Below are 15,316 nucleotides of genomic sequence, written 5' to 3' on the forward strand. Positions count from 1 at the left end.
CGGCCGCTGGCCGGCAACCACGCCGTCTTTCCGAAGGTTCATGAGGTTGCCGGCCAGCGGCCGGCACTACCCCCTCAGCGGCGGGCCGCTTCGCTCTTGTCGCGCGCGCCGTGGAACTCCGATTCCTTCTCCCACGTCGGCCAGCGACGGCTGTTGGCCAGCTCGGCGCCCAGGTCGTAGACCAGCAGTGTATCGGCGGCGTGGCCGCTCGGATCCCAGCTCGGCGTCCACGCATCGCAGGCCTGGTGGTAGCAGTCGGCGAAGTACTTCTCGCGCAGCGCGCGGCCGGCTTCAACGCCACCGTCCAGCTTGTCCAGGCCCGGGCCGATGGTGATCGCCGGCACACCCAGCCGGGCGAAGGCGAAGTGGTCGGCACGGTAGAAGAAGCCGGCTTCCAGGTTCGGGTCCGGGCTGTAGCCGCGGCCACGGGCCTTGGCCACGCGTTCCAGGTCGCCTTCCAGCGAGACCCGGCCCTTGCCCCACGAGGCGATGTCACGGGTCGCACCATCCGGGCTGAACATCTCGATGTTCAGCACTGCAGCGGTCTTGTCCAACGGCGCCAGCGGGTGCGCGGCGTAGTAGCTGGCGCCCAGCAGCCCCTTCTCTTCGGCGGTGAGGGCCACGAAGTACAGCGTGCGCTGCGGCTGCGGGCCGGCGGCGAACACGCGACCCAGTTCCAGCACCGTGGCCACGCCGGTGGCGTTGTCGATCGCGCCGCGGCGGATGCGGTCGCCCTTGGCATCGGCTTGGCCGATACCGAAGGCATCCCAGTGCGCAGAGAAGATCACCGCCTCGTCGGCATGCTCGCCACCAGGCAGCTTGGCCACCACGTTGCGGGTCACCACCTGCTCGCGCTTGAGCGCGAAATCCACGCTCAGCTTCGCGTTGTCCAGTGCCACGGGTCGGAAATCGGCACGCATCGCCTTGCGCTTCTCGGCATCGAAGTCGAGGCCGGCGTCGGCGAAGATCGCCTCGGCCAGCTCGCGCTGCATCCAGCCGCGCAGCGGCGTGTGCTGGGCCATCGCCTCGGCCTGGCCGCGTTCGATGTCGAACAGCGGCGAGGTGCCCGAGCTCTTCACCGTGGCCCAGCCATATGCAGCCGGTGCAGTCTCGTGCACGATCAGCACGCCCTCGGCACCACGGCGTGCGGCTTCCTCGAACTTGTAGGTCCAACGGCCGTAGTAGGTCACCGCCTTGCCATCAAATGCACCCGGCGCATCGGCTTCGAAATCGGCGTCGTTGATCAGCACCACCGCGATCTTGCCGTGCAGGTCCACGTCCTTGTAGTCGTTCCACTGCCGTTCCGGCGCGTCGATGCCGTAGCCGACGAATACCAGCGGCGCGTCCTTGATCTGCACGCGCTTGCGCGGCTGCAGGCTCTGCAGGGTCACGTCCACGCCGTTGGCCAGCGCGCGCTTGCCCTGCTTCAGCGACAGGCTGGCCTTGGCCGCGCCATCCAGCTGTGCGCGCACCAGCGGCACCGGCTGCACCCAGCTGCCGTCCACGCCGCCCGGCTGCAGGCCGTAGCTGCGGAACTGCTCGATCAGGTACTGCACCGTGCGCTCTTCACCCTCGGTGGCCGGTGCACGGCCCTCGAATTCATCCGACGCCAGCACGCGCACATGGCGCGACAGTGCCTGCGGATCGATGCCGCCACCCGGCAGGTCGTTGGCCGCATGGGCCAGGCCACCGACGAACAGGCAGGACGACAGCAGCAACACGCGCATCGGATTCACGGCAATACCACGGCTAGCTTGGAAGTCACCAGAGTGTAACGTGGTCGTGACACCGCGGCGCAGCCTGGGCCAACGTCATCCACGCATGGCGTGGATCTACTTGCTGATGCGATCCAGCCAGCAGGCCAGGCCTTGGGCGTTGAGTTCGATGTCCATCGCCAGAACAGCGGTCACCGCGGCATCGTCCAGCGCACAGCCATGCAGTTGTGCACGTTCCAGGTACAGCGCCTGCAGTGCGGCCAGCAGGCAGCGGTGGCGATCCGGTCGACCATCGCACTGGCGGCCGATGGCGGCCATCGCATCGATCTGTTCGAACAGGTCGTCGGCCAGTTTCTCCACCTGTTCCACACGACCGTAGTGGGTCAGGTACATCGCTTGCGGCGCGTAATCGAGCATGCGCCGGATCGAGGCCTTCATCGCCTCCGGATCGAACTGCACCGGCGATGAGGTGGGGAAGATGAAAGCACCCTGCGCACTGTCCAGCTCACGGTAGGAGATACCGAACGTATCGCCGGTGAACCAGCTGCGGCTGCGCGCATCCCACACGCAGTAGTGGTGCAGCGCGTGGCCCGGCGTATGCAACAGCACCAGTTCGCGGCCGGCCAGGTCGATGCGGTGGCCGTCTTCGGCCACCACCACACGGTGCTCCGGAATCGCCTCGATGCGACCATAGCTGCGCGCGATCTCTTCGGCGCCGTACACCGCGGTGGCGCCGGCAATCAGCCGGGTCGGATCGATCATGTGCGGCGCACCGCGCGGATGCAGCACCGCCTTCGCATTCGGCAGCTGCTGCATCAGCAGGCCTGCACCACCGGCGTGGTCCAGATGTACGTGCGTGAGCAGCAGCCAGTCCACTGCTTCCACGCCCAGACCGGCCTCCGCCAGCGCCTGCAGCATCGCCGGTACCGACAGGCCGGTGCCGCAGTCGACGAACGCGGCACGGCCGTTTTCAACGATCAGATACGCCGCGTCGAAATCCGGGCGCTGGAAACCGGTATCGATGGTGTGGATGCTGGGGTCGGCGGTCATTGGCACGCACCTGGCAGGATCGGGAACAGATACCCATGGTAGGCGCGCAGGCGGCCCGGGTTCGATGCGGCTTTGGTCGGGTAGTGCCGGCCGCTGGCCGGCAACCTCGGTGTAGCCAGTTGAATGCAGTTGCCGGCCAGCGGCCGGCACTACCGATCAGCCGGAGCGCAATGCGAACCGCGGCCGCAGCAGCAACGCCAGCACCAGCACTGCCAGGAAAGCTCCATAGGCATACAGCACCGCCAGCACCTGCGGCCAGATCGGGCCGGCGCCGGGCTGCACCAGGCCGATATGGTGGCCCCACAGCATCGCCAGGATGCTCAGCAGCAATGCCAATGCCAGGGCAGCACCATCGAACAGGCGCCGCCGCGCGCTACGCGGCTGGCGCGGGAACAGCCAGTACAGGCTGCCCAGCAACAGAAACCAGGGCAGGAACAGCAGCAGCGACAACCAGGCCATTGCAGACTCCATGTCATCGCGCCTGAGGCGCGCGGACATCATGCCATGGCCGCCGATTGCGGGTAGTGCCGGCCGCTGGCCGGCATTCCGCCCTCAACAGCGCCGACCAAGGTCGGCATCTACCGATCAGTCGGCGCGCAACACAGCCAATGCCGCCAGCACCGCATCCACCTCGGCTTCCAGCTTGAACAGCTCGCTCTGCAGCTGGTCGCCCTGCTCGGCCTGCTTGATCACCGCAATCAGCTGGCCGGCATCGCGCGGCGAATCGAAACCTTCGCTCTGGATCAGCAACGTGCCGTCACCGGCGGACAGCTTGAAGTAGAAACGGCCGTCCTTCTCGCGGTACTGCTTGAACAGCGGCGGTGCCACGCGGGCCACGCCAGCGTCCTCGCTGGCGATGTCGCCCGCGGTGGACAGGTCACGCAGGCCCACCGCATGGCGCAGCTCGTCCAGCAGCGGTGCCGCCAGCTGCTCGCGCAGCTGCTGGCCACGGCGCTTGAGCAGCGCCTCGATCTTCTCCGGCTCGGCCATCAGCGCGTTGTAGCGCTCGCGCAGCGGAGAAAGCTCGCTGTCGATGCGCTCGAACAGCTGCTGCTTGGCATCGCCCCAGCTGATGCCGGCGGCGAACGCCTTGGCGAATTCCGCGGTCTGTTCCGGGGTGGCGAACGCCTGGTACATCTGGAACAGCGCCGAGCCCTCGGTGTCCTTCGGCTCACCCGGTGCGCGCGAGTCGGTCAGGATCGAGAACACCAGCTTCTTCAGCTCCTCGCGCGGCACGAACAGCGGAATGGTGTTGTGGTAGCTCTTGCTCATCTTGCGGCCGTCGAGGCCGGCCAGCGTCGCCACCTGCTCGTCGATCACCACGTCCGGCAGCGGGAAGTACTCCTTGCCGTACACGTGGTTGAAGCGCTGGGCGAAATCGCGCGCCATCTCGATGTGCTGGATCTGGTCGCGGCCCACCGGCACCTGGTTGGCCTTGAAGATGAGGATGTCGGCGGCCATCAGCACCGGGTACATGAACAGGCCGGCGCTGACGCCCGCGTCCTCGTCCACGCCTTCCTCGCGGTTCTTGTCCACCGCCGCCTTGTAGGCGTGCGCGCGGTTGAGGATGCCCTTGCTGGCGATGGCGGTCAGGAACCACATCAGCTCGGTGGTCTCGCGGATGTCGCTCTGTCGGTAGAACCACACATGTTCCGGGTCCAGGCCGCAGGCCAGCCAGCTGGCCGCGATCTCCAGGGTCGCGCGCTGGGTGCGCTGCGGATCCTGGGACTTGATCAGGCTGTGCAGGTCGGCCAGGAAGAAGAAGCTCTCGATCCCCGGGGCGCGGCTGGCCGCGATGGCCGGACGGATGGCGCCAACGTAGTTGCCCAGGTGGGGCGTGCCGGAGGGGGTGATGCCGGTAAGGACTCGGGTCGTCATGACTGCGTGGGGTAACCTTCGATGAACGGGGCCAGTTTACCTTGCACGCCACCAACCCCGTCAGGGCCCGCGGCGCGTTCATTCACGCAACCCCGCTGGAGACGCCCGATGAAACGCCTGCTGCCCCTGCTGCTGATCCTGCCCCTGGCCGGCTTCCGCCCGGCCCCGATGCCGCCGCCGGTGTACGAAGGTGGCCCCGTGCGCATGTCCCTGGTCGACCGCGACCGCGGCACCGAACTGCGCAGCTACCCCGCCGAGGGCCAGCGTTGGGTGGCCGGCGAGCGCGGCCACCGCTACGCCGTGCGCCTGTACAACGACAGCCCGCGCCGGGTGCTGGTGGTGCTGTCGGTGGACGGCGTCAACGCCATCTCCGGCGAAGATGCCGATCCCTCGCAGACCGGCTACGTGCTCAACCCCGGCCAGCGCGCCGACATCACCGGCTGGCGCAAGAGCCAGGACGAAGTGGCGCAGTTCGTGTTCAGCAGCCCCGGTGGCAGCTATGCCAGCCGCACCGGCCGTCCGGACAACATCGGCGTGGTGGGCGTTGCGGTGTTTGAGGAAGCACGACGCTGGTACCCGCAGCCGATCCTGCGCCGTGGCCTGCCAGCACCGGCCCCGGCGGCCGAAGCAGCGGCCGATGCCAGCGCCAGCAACAGCCGAATCGAGGGCTACGCCAGCAAGTCGCAGGCGCCAGCGTTGGGCACCGGCCACGGCGCACGCGAACAGTCCTCGGTACGCGACACCGACTTCGAACGCGCCAGCCGCAGCCCGGCGCAGGTCCTGCAGCTGCGCTACGACAGCGCCCGCAACCTGCGCGCACGCGGCATCCTGGTGGATTCGCCGTCGCGCCTGCCGCGCGAACCGCAGGCGTTTCCCAACCGCTACGTGCCGGACCCGCCGGCGCGCTGATCCTCCCGAACAGACAACACAACGCCCGCAACCTCACGGTGCGGGCGTCGTGTCGTGGGGGAAACCGAGGTGCTTACTTGTAGTCCGGGTAGTCCTTGCTCACGGCGTCCTGGAACTCACGCACTTCCTTCTCCGCGCGATCCTTGGCCCAGCCATAACGTTCCTGCAGGCGGCCGGCCAGATACTCGGCATTGCCTTCGGCCACATCGAAGTCGTCGTTGGTCAGATCGCCCCACTTGGCCTGGGCCTTGCCCTTCAGCTGCGACCACTTGCCGGAAATGATGTCTTTGTTCATTGCTGGGAGTCCTTGGTTGCAACGGCGTTCTTACCGTGGCTCCAGCTTCGCGCAGCGGCTGTTGAATGCCGGTCAACCCGCAATGAAATGCATGCTCACCTGCTTGAATGGTTCACTCCGCTTCCACAACCCCTGCAGCGAACGCGCGCACAAAAAAAGGGCCGGGGATATCCCCGGCCCTTTTCTCTTTCCGTTCCGTGCAGGGCTCAACGGCCCTTGGCGGTGTCCTCGACCTTCTCGCCCGCCTTCTGCACGTCCTTGCCGGCGCCGGCAATGGTGTTGCAACCGGCCAGCAGGGCCACCGAGAACATCGACAACAGCATCAGGGCAACTACGCGCTTCATGGGCTTCTCCTTGGGTTTGCCGCTACACCGCTTCATTCGCGGATGGGATTGTTTCGCTCGGCGGGAGAAGGCCAATGCCCACCACCGCCGCGTGAAGTGCAATCTGGCGGCAGTGGCGTGGAGCGCGTGTGAACGGATCACAGATCCGTTCAGGCGGAACCGTCAATCGCGCATCAGGGTGGACTTGCCGAACAGGCTTTCGACCAGGTCCACGGCCAGTTCGGCAGTGGCATTCTGCTTGTCCAACAAGGGGTTGAGCTCAACGATGTCCAGCGAACCCATGCACCCGGTGTCGGCGATCATTTCCATCACCAGCTGCGCCTCACGGTAGTTCACCCCGCCCGGCACCGTGGTGCCCACGCCCGGCGCGATGCTGGGGTCGAGGAAGTCGACATCGAAGCTGACATGCAGATGGGTGTTCTCGTCGATGCCGGCCAAGGCGGCTTCCACGGTGCGCTTCATGCCGTTCTCGTCGATGTAGCGCATGTCATAGACATCCACCTTGTGGGTCTTGATCAGGCGCTTCTCTTCAGGGTCCACCGAGCGGATGCCGATCTGGTGCATCTGCGCCGGGGTGATCGCCGGCACGGTGCCACCGAGGCGGGTCAGCGCATCCGGGCCGAGGCCACACAGACAGGCCACCGGCATGCCGTGGATGTTGCCCGACGGGGTGACATCGCTGGTGTTGAAATCCGAATGCGCATCCAGCCACAGCACGCGCAGGGTCTTGCCCTGCTCTCGGCACCAGCGCGCCACGGCAGTGATCGAACCGATGCCCAGGCAGTGGTCGCCACCGAGCATGATCGGCATGCGGCCGGCCTGCAGTTCGGCATAGCTGGCTTCCATCAGTGCGTGGTTCCACGCCACCACTTCATCCAGGTGGCGGTAGCCCTCCACCGGGGCGGTCCACGGGTTGCGCGGGCCGTCCAGGTTGCCCAGGTCGCGCACGTCCACGCCGCGCGCCTCCAGCGCCTCCGGCAGGCCCGCCACGCGCAGCGCTTCCGGCCCCAGCCGTGCACCGCGATGGCCTGCGCCCACATCGGTGGGAACGCCAATCAGGGATACGGAGATGGGATGGGCCATGGGTGCCTCCTGCGCGGAAAAAGAAGCACAGTCTAGCCAGAGCAGTGTGACACCACTCGCGGCGGTGCAGCAGGACATTGGCATGGCATGATGCCGCGCGGACCCGACTCCCCCTCATGGAAGATTGCGATGTCGCCCTTCATCAATACCGCCTGGCCCCGCTTTTTCACCGTGGCGCTGCCCATCGCCCTGCTTGCGGTTTTTCTGAGCAGTTCGATCGATGCGTCGCCGAACGGCTGGCTGATGCAGGCGACGCTCCTGCTGACGCCATTCTCGTTTCTGCTGTTCCTAGGTTTGGGTTGGCAGCGCCTGCGCAAGGCACACGCTGAATACCCGATCCTGAAGAGCGAGCCGCAGCGGATGCTGACGGCATTGATTGGCAACGTGAAGGTGGCCGCGCTGTGGTTCGGCCTGACGTCAGTCGGGACGCTCGCCCTGATGCTGGCGTGGGTGTTGTTGTATAGGTCCCGCGGCTGAGGCCGGCCCCAGCCCGCTGCAAGCTCAGCTTCCGCGGCGGCGAACCGGCGTCACGCTCTGCACCTGGCCGTTGTTGCGCATCATGCACAGGAAGCGCCCATCGGGATAATCGATGATGAGTTCCTGGTAATCGCTGCCCACCGGCATCTGGGTCACCAGCGTGCCCTGCGCACCCTTGCGCATGTTGCAGGAACCCAGCGCGGTATCGCCTGCCGGCGCGCTGTTGGCCGCCTTGGACACATTGCGGAACACCGCGCGGCAGCCGCCGTTCACCCACACCGAATGCCGCGACAGACCCCAGTTCTGGCCTTGTTCGCAGCGGGTATGACTGAGCTGGCGCACGATTTCCACGTTGCCACGGGTATCCATGTCGCACGACACCTGCTGCTGGCCGGTGGACTCGCAGGTGACTTCGCGCGGTAGCGCCGCGTCGTTGTCGTCATCGTGGCGACGGTGGTCGCGATGTTCAGACGGTGCGGGCTCTCCGCCGGCACTGACCTGGCAGATGCCGTTGGCGCCGCCACGGCCGGTGTAGCTGATCTGCGGCGTGCCGTCCTCGTTGCTGCTGATCGAAAGGGTGATGCCACTGTTGGTATCGCGTGCCTCGAAATAGCGGTCGTTGAAGCGCTTCAGCGAGGCCTCGCGGCCCTGCACGTAGACCGGCCCGCCTTCGTCGGCGTGCACATCGATGCCGCCCGGGCAGCTGGCGTTGAAGAACGGCACTGCGGCCATGGCCGGGGTAACGAAAGCGGTGGACAACAGTGCGGCGGTGAGCGACAGGGCATGGCGACGCATGTGCGGATCCCGAAGGGGCCCAGAGTGGGCGTGTGGCGGCAGTATGCGGTGGGGCGCTGCTCACTGTCCGTGAGGAATATCAAGATCCGGGTGGAGCGCGTGGGGATTCAGGTCTGGTAGGGTGTTATAGAAGTCTTGCCGGGGAAGCTAAGCCAGCTTTACTTCCTTGGCCTTAAAGGGCCGTGCGACAGCAATGACGCGCCAGGATTCATCGTTGGTTTCAGCCCCGCGCGATATGTCGCTTCTGGCATTGCGATGTTCGAAACGCGCCAAACTAGATAATTCATTTTTCCTTTCAGATCACCCGATGCCATCGAAACAAACGACTGGCAGGCGGTGATTTCACATGCGCATGATGAATCGCCACCTGCAAAGGTGGTCGGGACTTCCAAGCCCGTGTTGTCAACGATGTATACGCTTGCCAGCCGGCGTCGTCCTTTCAGGGGCGGCGCCGGCTGGCAATCCCTTCGCCGATCGACGGCGGGCGGTGCGTGGGGGCCTCGTGCCCGCCGATTCGTTGACCCGGTCTTGGAAGCCACGCATCGCCCGCCACCCTCTTCGGGTGGCACCTCTGTTCCCGACGAGGACGCCCGCATGCCCAAGACCCACCATCCGTACCTGACCGCCACCCTGGGCGAGGCCGCCCTGCGCCTGCCGCCGGAACTGGCGCAGCCGTTGGAAGCGGCCTTCGCCGCTGCGAACGAGGCGCCCGCGCCGATCAATCTTCACGGTTGCCTGCAGCGCATCCAGGCGGGTGACGCCGCCGATGGACGGCCGTGGCAGGGGTCGGCAGGTACACCTGGCGACGCCGTGGCCGCCGCACGCCGGGACCGCGCCGCCGTTGGCCTGGTGTCGCTGTTGGAGCTGTATCACGCCGCCGAGCGTGTGCGCGTGGACGGGGAAGAGAAGGACGATATCGGCGATGGCACGCGCGAAGGGCTGATGCTGGCCTGCCGGGGGCTGGCGGAGTATGTCGCGTTGCAGGTGCGCAGCTGAAGCTGCGTTGTTGGCGGTGTCAGCTGCGTTGATCGAAGGATCTACCCACGCCATACAATGAGCTGACTCACCGGGTTGGGACGAGAAAACCGCCGAAAGGCGGTTTTTCATGTCCATTCCATCACCTTCGCCACCGGCGTTGTGCCGACGCATCAAGATCGGCGCGAGTGCTTATGCTGCGCTGGCATGCAGGCGCACACCCAAGGCACGGGTCACTTTGAGGATGGTCGCAAAATCAGGGCTACGCTCGCCCGACAGTGCGCGATACAGCCTCTCACGCGACAGGCCCGCCGCACGCGCGACCTTGCTCATCCCCTGAGCGCGCGATATCGCCAAGTACTTTGGCAATGAATGTAGAATCGCCATCGCTTTCAGCGATGCAGGCGTCGAGATAGGCGGCCATTTCTCCGAGTGTCCGAAGATGCTCGATCACATGAAATGCTTTGAGTTTGATCCTCTCCTTGGCGGCCATACGTGTGCGACTCCAGTAGTTCGTGGTTGACGATCCTCGGGCTGGTCTGGTCAGTAGCCCGATTAACTACACTGTATCCAGATGTCTCGCGCATTGACACCAAAGCTGTGTCAGGGCTCGCCGGTGAGCCCGTGCTGTACGTTTCGGTCCGAGTTGCTTGGTATCAAGCTGCAATGCACCAGACGCGATACGGGCCAACGATTCGATATGCTCATTCAGCATCCGCCCCGTCTCCAGGCTGCGCAGCATCGACATCAAAGTAGACGTAAGCGGGCTCTCGCCTTAGCCCTTCTGCTGGATAGGTTTTTACGATCCTGAGATTGTCAACCTCGAACGTAAGGCCATCAACAAGGCAGTGCTCCGCGATTCTCGGATTGTACTCATGCAGCCAAGCGTAGTTCCGCTTTGTCCACGCAAGGATAGCCTTATGCAGAGCGCGACTATCCTTATCATGATTGCCTTGGTTCAATCTCAGCCCCATTACGTTCAAGCAGAAGGCTAGGATCTTCGCGCCCTTGAAGTTTGGAAACCTTCTCATTTCTGCAACTTCGTTGTACAAGAGTCGCCGCACCTTGAACTTGATTATTCTGCCAGCCGGATTATCCAAGTGGTGGAATCTGAAAAGCTCACCCCACACCGCGTTGTATTGAATATCCCAACACTCCCATTGAGGTGAAGTTACGGCAGATGCATCAAGCACTACTTCGAAAATCATGCTGGCAATGTGATCATAGAATGATTCTCTAGGATGACCATGCTGTTCCTTTACTCGCAGGCGAAGATATTCAGGGACCCTCTTCTTATCCAGGACTTTCACTGCATCGCCAATGAATTCAACGACGACACCAAGGCGCCGAACTGAATCGTTATCCCATGTGCCAGGGAGCCCGTTCAGCTTGTATAGGTCGGATGCCGCGTTCTCGATGTAACCTTTGGCCCGATACAGGACAGTTGAGTGGTTCCAGAATCCTCTTTCTACGTAGTCGTGGAAGGTCATCAGAACCACTCGACAGTAGGCTTCCCATTGATCCGAATCCCATTCCGACTTCCTCCGAATGTCGGGGGAGAGCATAGTCTGCACTTCTTCGACCATCTCATGATTCGCGAACATGGCTTGGCTAAGTGGCTTGATATATCCAATCAAGCCCGATTCATAGCCTTCAGCCTCGTGATACAGGAAGGATTCCTTGTTCGCTAACGCCTCGTTTACTATGTTTTTGGCAAATGTTCCTATCTGAACCCCATACTTCTTCGTCCGACCAATTTCCTGAAAGACGGCCAGGGCGGTAGCGGGCGAGGAACCGACAATTGCCCTGCAGAGTCTCTTATCTGCAATCAAAAGGAGAATGTCGTTGGCGTACGCCTCTACCTTCGGAGGCTCAGGGCGCTGCTCATCATAATTTTCTCCCCTTCGGAGTTGTTCAAACCGATCTCTGTTCGTCGCGTAGCTGACGAGCGCCCTAGCAGAGTGTGCAAGCTCATCCGCTACCACCGCGAGATCAATTGGCGATCCTTTGATAACGAACCGGTACAGCGTTCGAGCGAACCGCTCTGCGTTTCGCTTGCCATAAGTAGGCGGATTGATAAAGGCGAACCATGCCCAAGTCAGGAACGTCAGCAGAAACAAGCTTGCCAATAGCGCTTGCCAAGACCCCGGCGAAAGTAAGTTACCTTGCGGAACCAGCCATTCTTCTGCCCGCCATAGGTCAGTCAAGAGCGTGAACACCCCAACCGTGACCACGACACCAAAGGTCAGCCCTTGAAGAGGAATCGGTGCAGTTCTAATGCGGAAACGGTAGCGAACGTCAGCGATAGTCCACGCCAAAATCATGAGCGCGAGACCCGCAAGGAACTCCGAGAACCCGAATATCTTCGGAGCACTGGAATCCAACGGAGTGAAACATACTCCTGCGAAGCACTGTTCAAGCGACATACTTACCCCTTCGTAGAGTCCCCTCGTTTAATGATGCTTTCCGTTTTGCACAAAGCAAGCGGGCTGTCGTTTTCAGACACCCATTGGGACGCTCTACATCATGCATCGGCGACGTTGCCCCGCCCTCACAAGATCACTCGTCCATCACCAAATACGACGCGCCGGAGTCCCGTGTAGCCGCCGAACTCGTTGAACCACTTCTCTTACTGCACCTTTTTTCCGCGTTCACCATGCTGCGCTTCGGCTCGGCATTGGCGCCTCTGGCCATTGCACCTGCCTATGCGACACCTCGACCACTGCTGCAAGTTTGACCGCAACTGCGGGCCACGCTACGTGGGAGCAGCTTTGGCCCAATCCCGATCACCAGCTACTACTGCCCGTCCTGACGACGGCGGGCAAGACGGCGAGCGTGTCGCAGGTCGACCCGACCGAGCGGCTAGACACACACAGACCTTCGTGCGTAAGTGCGAGCGTGGGAGCATCGGATCGAAGCCGGGGAGTTGGTCGAGTTCGCCGTGGCGCTCGGCATGCCGCCGCTCGCACTGCTAGTCGAGGACGCCGAGAAACGCGCGGCCAGACTCCAGCCGAAGATCAAAAAGGGCAGCGCGAAGGGCTGCTGATTAAGAAGAATGGTGCCGCTTATCCGAATCGAACGGATGACCTACTGTTTACAAGACAGTTGCTCTACCAACTGAGCTAAAGCGGCATGGGTGGTGCACCGGCGGCAGCGCCGCGGTCCGGGGATTCTAGCGCAACCGTGTGCATTCCAGCGACCGGCTCTGTGCCGCCCCGCTGCGCTGCTGGGCCTGGGCCGGCTGTGCGCCCGCTGCCAGCTGTCCTTCCAGCCACCATTGGCCGGCGTCGCCGCTGGCCACCAGGCGCGGCTGGAAGCCGGCAGCCTGCACCGCCGCCATGCGGCGCTCGGCGCCTTCGCGGTTGCGGTACTGGCCCAGCGCCACGGCGTTGATGTCCTCGCCCTGGCTGATGATGTAGTAGTCGCTCAGGCCGGCGGCGACGATGCGCTTCACCGTGGCCTGGGCTTCGTCGCGATTGGCGGCGGCCGGCAGCATCACCCGGAAACGGGCGCTGCCGCTGGCAGCAGGCTGTTCGCGCAGGCGCACCTGACTGATGACATTGCCGGCCTTGCCCTGCGCACTGGTCGCGGCGGCGCGGTCGGCGAACGGACCCAGCGCGATGCAGCGCGGCGGCTCGGCGGCTGCGGACGGGGTTGCGGGCTTTTCCGGCGCCGCGGTCGGCGCGGCCGGTGTCACCGGCTTGGCAGCGGCAGCAACCGGCGTAGCCTCGGCCACCTGCGGGTTGGCGATCTCCTGCTTGGCCGGCGCAACGGGCGCAGGCGTCGCAGCCACAGCCGTCCTCTCCGCAGGTTCGCGCTCCATCAACGGCGCGGTCGGGGCGGCGGCAGTGGCCTCGGCGGCCGCAGCGGCATCCACGCCACCGGGCACCCAGCGCAGCTCGGCTACGCCAGCGGGTTGCGGCGGCGGCGCAAGCGCCTGCGGTGCATCGCGCAGCAGCCACCAGCAGGCGACGCCAAGATTGAGGATGGCCAGTACGACGATCAGGGCACGGGTCAGCATGCGCGGATACTAGCCTGCGGGCTGGTGCACCGCCCAGCGGGCGAGGCCATCCAGCACCAGCGACGGGTGATAGTCGGCGCCGGGCAGCAACGGCATCAGCGCTGGTGCGCCGCCACCGTGTACCAGCAATGACGGTGCCACGCCCAGCAGCGCGTTCGCCTGCTGTGCGCTGCGTTCGATCAGCGCCACAGCCGCACCATCGCAGCCGGAGGCCAGCGCGTCGGCAGTGTCGTTGGCGAATTCGCTGTAGTCGCCGCCGGTTGCAGGCAGCTGCACTGCACGCGCGTGCAGTGCTTCGCGCATGGTGGTGGGCGATGCGGAAATGCGGCCACCGTGGTGCTGGCCATTGGCGTCGAGCAGATCAATCGTCAAGGCGGTGCCAACGCCGACCACCAGCACCGGGCGCTGCGCCTTGGCGGCGGCCAACAGGGCCAGGAAGCGGTCGACGCCGAACTTTTCCGGCTTGGCATAGGCGATGCGCACGCCGGCACATTCGGCGCTGGTGCGCACCACATGCACGTGTTCGAAGCGGCGCTGCAGCTGGTCCAGCATGGCGCTGGTCAGCGAGGGTGCGGCCACGCTGGCCACGAACGCGGTGGTGCCGCTGGGCAGGCTGTGCGGCGGCTGCCCGGCCATGCCTTCGGCGCCGTGCGCCCAGGCCTGTACGTCGCCGGCACGGTCACCCTGCAACGGCGCGAACTTGAAGCGCGAGTTGCCCAGGTCGAACAACCAATCGCTCATGCCGCCCTCACGCTGACTTCGCCGGCGTGCAGCAGGCGTTCCTGGCCATCGATGCGCACGCGCAATGCGCCGTCATCGGCCAGGCCGAGTGCGGTGCCGTGCTGCCACTGCCCGTCCAGTTCCACGCGCACTTCGCGGCCGGCCAGCATATCGAACGCGGCGTAGCGCGGCAGGAACGGCGCCAGACCTTCGCGATCGAATTCTTCCAGCGCCGGCAGCAGGCGTGTCAGCACGGCGGCGACAACCACGTTGCGATCCACCGGCTTGCCGGCCAGCGTGTCCAGGTCCACCCACGGCTGGGTGATCTGCTCGGCGAACGACGGTGGCATATGCGTGTTGATGCCGATGCCGATCACCGCGCGCGCCGGGCCGGCGTATTCGCCACCGCCCTCAGCCAGCAGGCCGACCAGCTTGCGCTTGCCATCGACGATCAGGTCGTTCGGCCACTTCAGCTGGGCCTGGGTGTAGCCCAGATCGTGCAGCGCTTCGGCCACGGCGATGCCCGCCACCAGGCTCAGCCCGGCGAGGCGGCCGAGGCCACCGGAGTACAGGCGCAGCACCGACAGGTAGATGTGCGCGGCCAGCGGCGAGGCCCAGGCACGCCCACGACGGCCACGGCCACCGGTCTGGCGTTCGGCCAGCAGGACGCTGACCCCGCGCTGGGGCGCGCTGCAACGCAGCAATTCGGCGTTGGTCGAGTCCACCGTCCAAGCCACCCGCAGGTCGTGCAGCAGGGCCTGGACGTCAGCAGGCAGGCCGGCGCGGATCGCGTCCGGGTCCAGCAGATCGACCGGGCGGGTCAGGCCATAGCCTTCGCCAGCACGGCCCTCGATGTCCACACCGGCGGCCCTAAGTCCTTGAATACGCTTCCAAATGGCCGCCCGGGTCTGACCCAGCTCACGGGCCAGGGCGTCGCCGGACAGGCGACCGGCAGCGAGTTTGGCCAGCAATTGGCGATCGTCCACGGCAGCTTCCACGAAGTCAGGAAGGAATTATGCGGGAAAGCCGCCAGCGACGCCCGCCACGCTGGGTT

Annotated in this window: 15 protein-coding genes, 1 tRNA gene and 1 pseudogene; 3 read left to right on the forward strand and 14 right to left on the reverse strand. The window is 64.8% G+C overall.

Features of this window, described 5'->3' with window-relative positions; translation table 11 throughout:
- Positions 1 to 74 precede the first annotated feature (74 nt).
- The 4 genes from V9K93_RS17135 to V9K93_RS17150 all read right to left on the reverse strand — a co-directional run bounded on the left by V9K93_RS17135 (position 75) and on the right by V9K93_RS17150 (position 4,643).
- On the reverse strand, positions 75 to 1,727 hold the full coding sequence (locus V9K93_RS17135; RefSeq protein WP_136639139.1) for a M28 family metallopeptidase: 1,653 nt from the start codon (positions 1,725 to 1,727) through the stop codon (positions 75 to 77).
- 105 nt (positions 1,728 to 1,832) lie between these two features.
- On the reverse strand, positions 1,833 to 2,765 hold the full coding sequence (locus V9K93_RS17140) for an MBL fold metallo-hydrolase (RefSeq protein WP_049462315.1): 933 nt from the start codon (positions 2,763 to 2,765) through the stop codon (positions 1,833 to 1,835).
- 156 nt (positions 2,766 to 2,921) lie between these two features.
- Complete coding sequence (locus V9K93_RS17145; protein ID WP_046984557.1) at positions 2,922 to 3,224, reverse strand: hypothetical protein; 303 nt, start codon at positions 3,222 to 3,224, stop codon at positions 2,922 to 2,924.
- Between the two features lie 126 nt (positions 3,225 to 3,350).
- Positions 3,351 to 4,643, reverse strand: coding sequence for a tryptophan--tRNA ligase (locus tag V9K93_RS17150; RefSeq protein ID WP_049435519.1), 1,293 nt, complete (start codon positions 4,641 to 4,643; stop codon positions 3,351 to 3,353).
- 108 nt (positions 4,644 to 4,751) lie between these two features.
- Here V9K93_RS17150 and V9K93_RS17155 point away from each other — a divergent pair, with 108 nt between their 5' ends.
- A complete protein-coding gene (locus tag V9K93_RS17155) occupies positions 4,752 to 5,552 on the forward strand; it encodes a hypothetical protein (RefSeq protein WP_136639120.1) in 801 nt (266 codons plus the stop codon).
- Positions 5,553 to 5,625: 73 nt separating this feature from the next.
- Here the strand turns inward: V9K93_RS17155 and V9K93_RS17160 are convergent, their stop codons facing one another.
- From V9K93_RS17160 to rocF, 3 genes are all read right to left on the reverse strand, one after another.
- A complete protein-coding gene (locus V9K93_RS17160) occupies positions 5,626 to 5,847 on the reverse strand; it encodes a CsbD family protein (RefSeq protein WP_004153772.1) in 222 nt (73 codons plus the stop codon).
- Between the two features lie 206 nt (positions 5,848 to 6,053).
- A complete protein-coding gene (locus tag V9K93_RS17165) occupies positions 6,054 to 6,191 on the reverse strand; it encodes an entericidin A/B family lipoprotein (protein WP_008266021.1) in 138 nt (45 codons plus the stop codon).
- 162 nt (positions 6,192 to 6,353) lie between these two features.
- Positions 6,354 to 7,274, reverse strand: coding sequence for an arginase (gene rocF / locus V9K93_RS17170; protein WP_046984554.1), 921 nt, complete (start codon positions 7,272 to 7,274; stop codon positions 6,354 to 6,356).
- 129 nt (positions 7,275 to 7,403) lie between these two features.
- On the opposite strand from rocF, the gene V9K93_RS17175 reads away from it, so the two are divergent.
- A complete protein-coding gene (locus tag V9K93_RS17175) occupies positions 7,404 to 7,751 on the forward strand; it encodes a hypothetical protein (protein WP_136639118.1) in 348 nt (115 codons plus the stop codon).
- A gap of 24 nt (positions 7,752 to 7,775) precedes the next feature.
- Here V9K93_RS17175 and V9K93_RS17180 read toward each other — a convergent pair whose 3' ends face one another.
- Positions 7,776 to 8,546, reverse strand: a complete 771-nt coding sequence (locus V9K93_RS17180) for a DUF3011 domain-containing protein (protein ID WP_253079025.1) — start codon at positions 8,544 to 8,546, stop codon at positions 7,776 to 7,778.
- A 594-nt stretch (positions 8,547 to 9,140) separates the two neighbouring features.
- Here V9K93_RS17180 and V9K93_RS17185 point away from each other — a divergent pair.
- Positions 9,141 to 9,542 (forward strand): hypothetical protein, encoded by a 402-nt coding sequence (locus V9K93_RS17185; RefSeq protein WP_337302921.1) that lies wholly within the window; start codon positions 9,141 to 9,143, stop codon positions 9,540 to 9,542.
- A gap of 171 nt (positions 9,543 to 9,713) precedes the next feature.
- Here the strand turns inward: V9K93_RS17185 and V9K93_RS17190 are convergent.
- The 6 genes and pseudogenes from V9K93_RS17190 to birA form a co-directional block, all read right to left on the reverse strand.
- Positions 9,714 to 10,014 (reverse strand): annotated as a pseudogene (locus tag V9K93_RS17190) (addiction module antidote protein).
- 211 nt (positions 10,015 to 10,225) lie between these two features.
- Positions 10,226 to 11,947: a hypothetical protein gene (locus tag V9K93_RS17195; protein WP_337302922.1), complete on the reverse strand. Its 1,722-nt coding sequence runs from the start codon at positions 11,945 to 11,947 to the stop codon at positions 10,226 to 10,228.
- A gap of 630 nt (positions 11,948 to 12,577) precedes the next feature.
- A tRNA-Thr gene (locus V9K93_RS17200) sits at positions 12,578 to 12,653 on the reverse strand.
- Positions 12,654 to 12,693: 40 nt separating this feature from the next.
- Positions 12,694 to 13,542, reverse strand: coding sequence for an SPOR domain-containing protein (locus tag V9K93_RS17205; RefSeq protein ID WP_337302923.1), 849 nt, complete (start codon positions 13,540 to 13,542; stop codon positions 12,694 to 12,696).
- 9 nt (positions 13,543 to 13,551) lie between these two features.
- Positions 13,552 to 14,283, reverse strand: coding sequence for a type III pantothenate kinase (locus tag V9K93_RS17210; RefSeq protein ID WP_046984540.1), 732 nt, complete (start codon positions 14,281 to 14,283; stop codon positions 13,552 to 13,554).
- Complete coding sequence (birA, locus tag V9K93_RS17215; protein ID WP_337302924.1) at positions 14,280 to 15,248, reverse strand: bifunctional biotin--[acetyl-CoA-carboxylase] ligase/biotin operon repressor BirA; 969 nt, start codon at positions 15,246 to 15,248, stop codon at positions 14,280 to 14,282. The genes V9K93_RS17210 and birA overlap by 4 nt, the downstream gene beginning before the upstream one ends.
- Positions 15,249 to 15,316 lie beyond the last annotated feature (68 nt).

This window comes from Stenotrophomonas sp. CCNWLW162, from assembly GCF_037203745.1.
Classification (GTDB): domain Bacteria; phylum Pseudomonadota; class Gammaproteobacteria; order Xanthomonadales; family Xanthomonadaceae; genus Stenotrophomonas; species Stenotrophomonas maltophilia_AQ.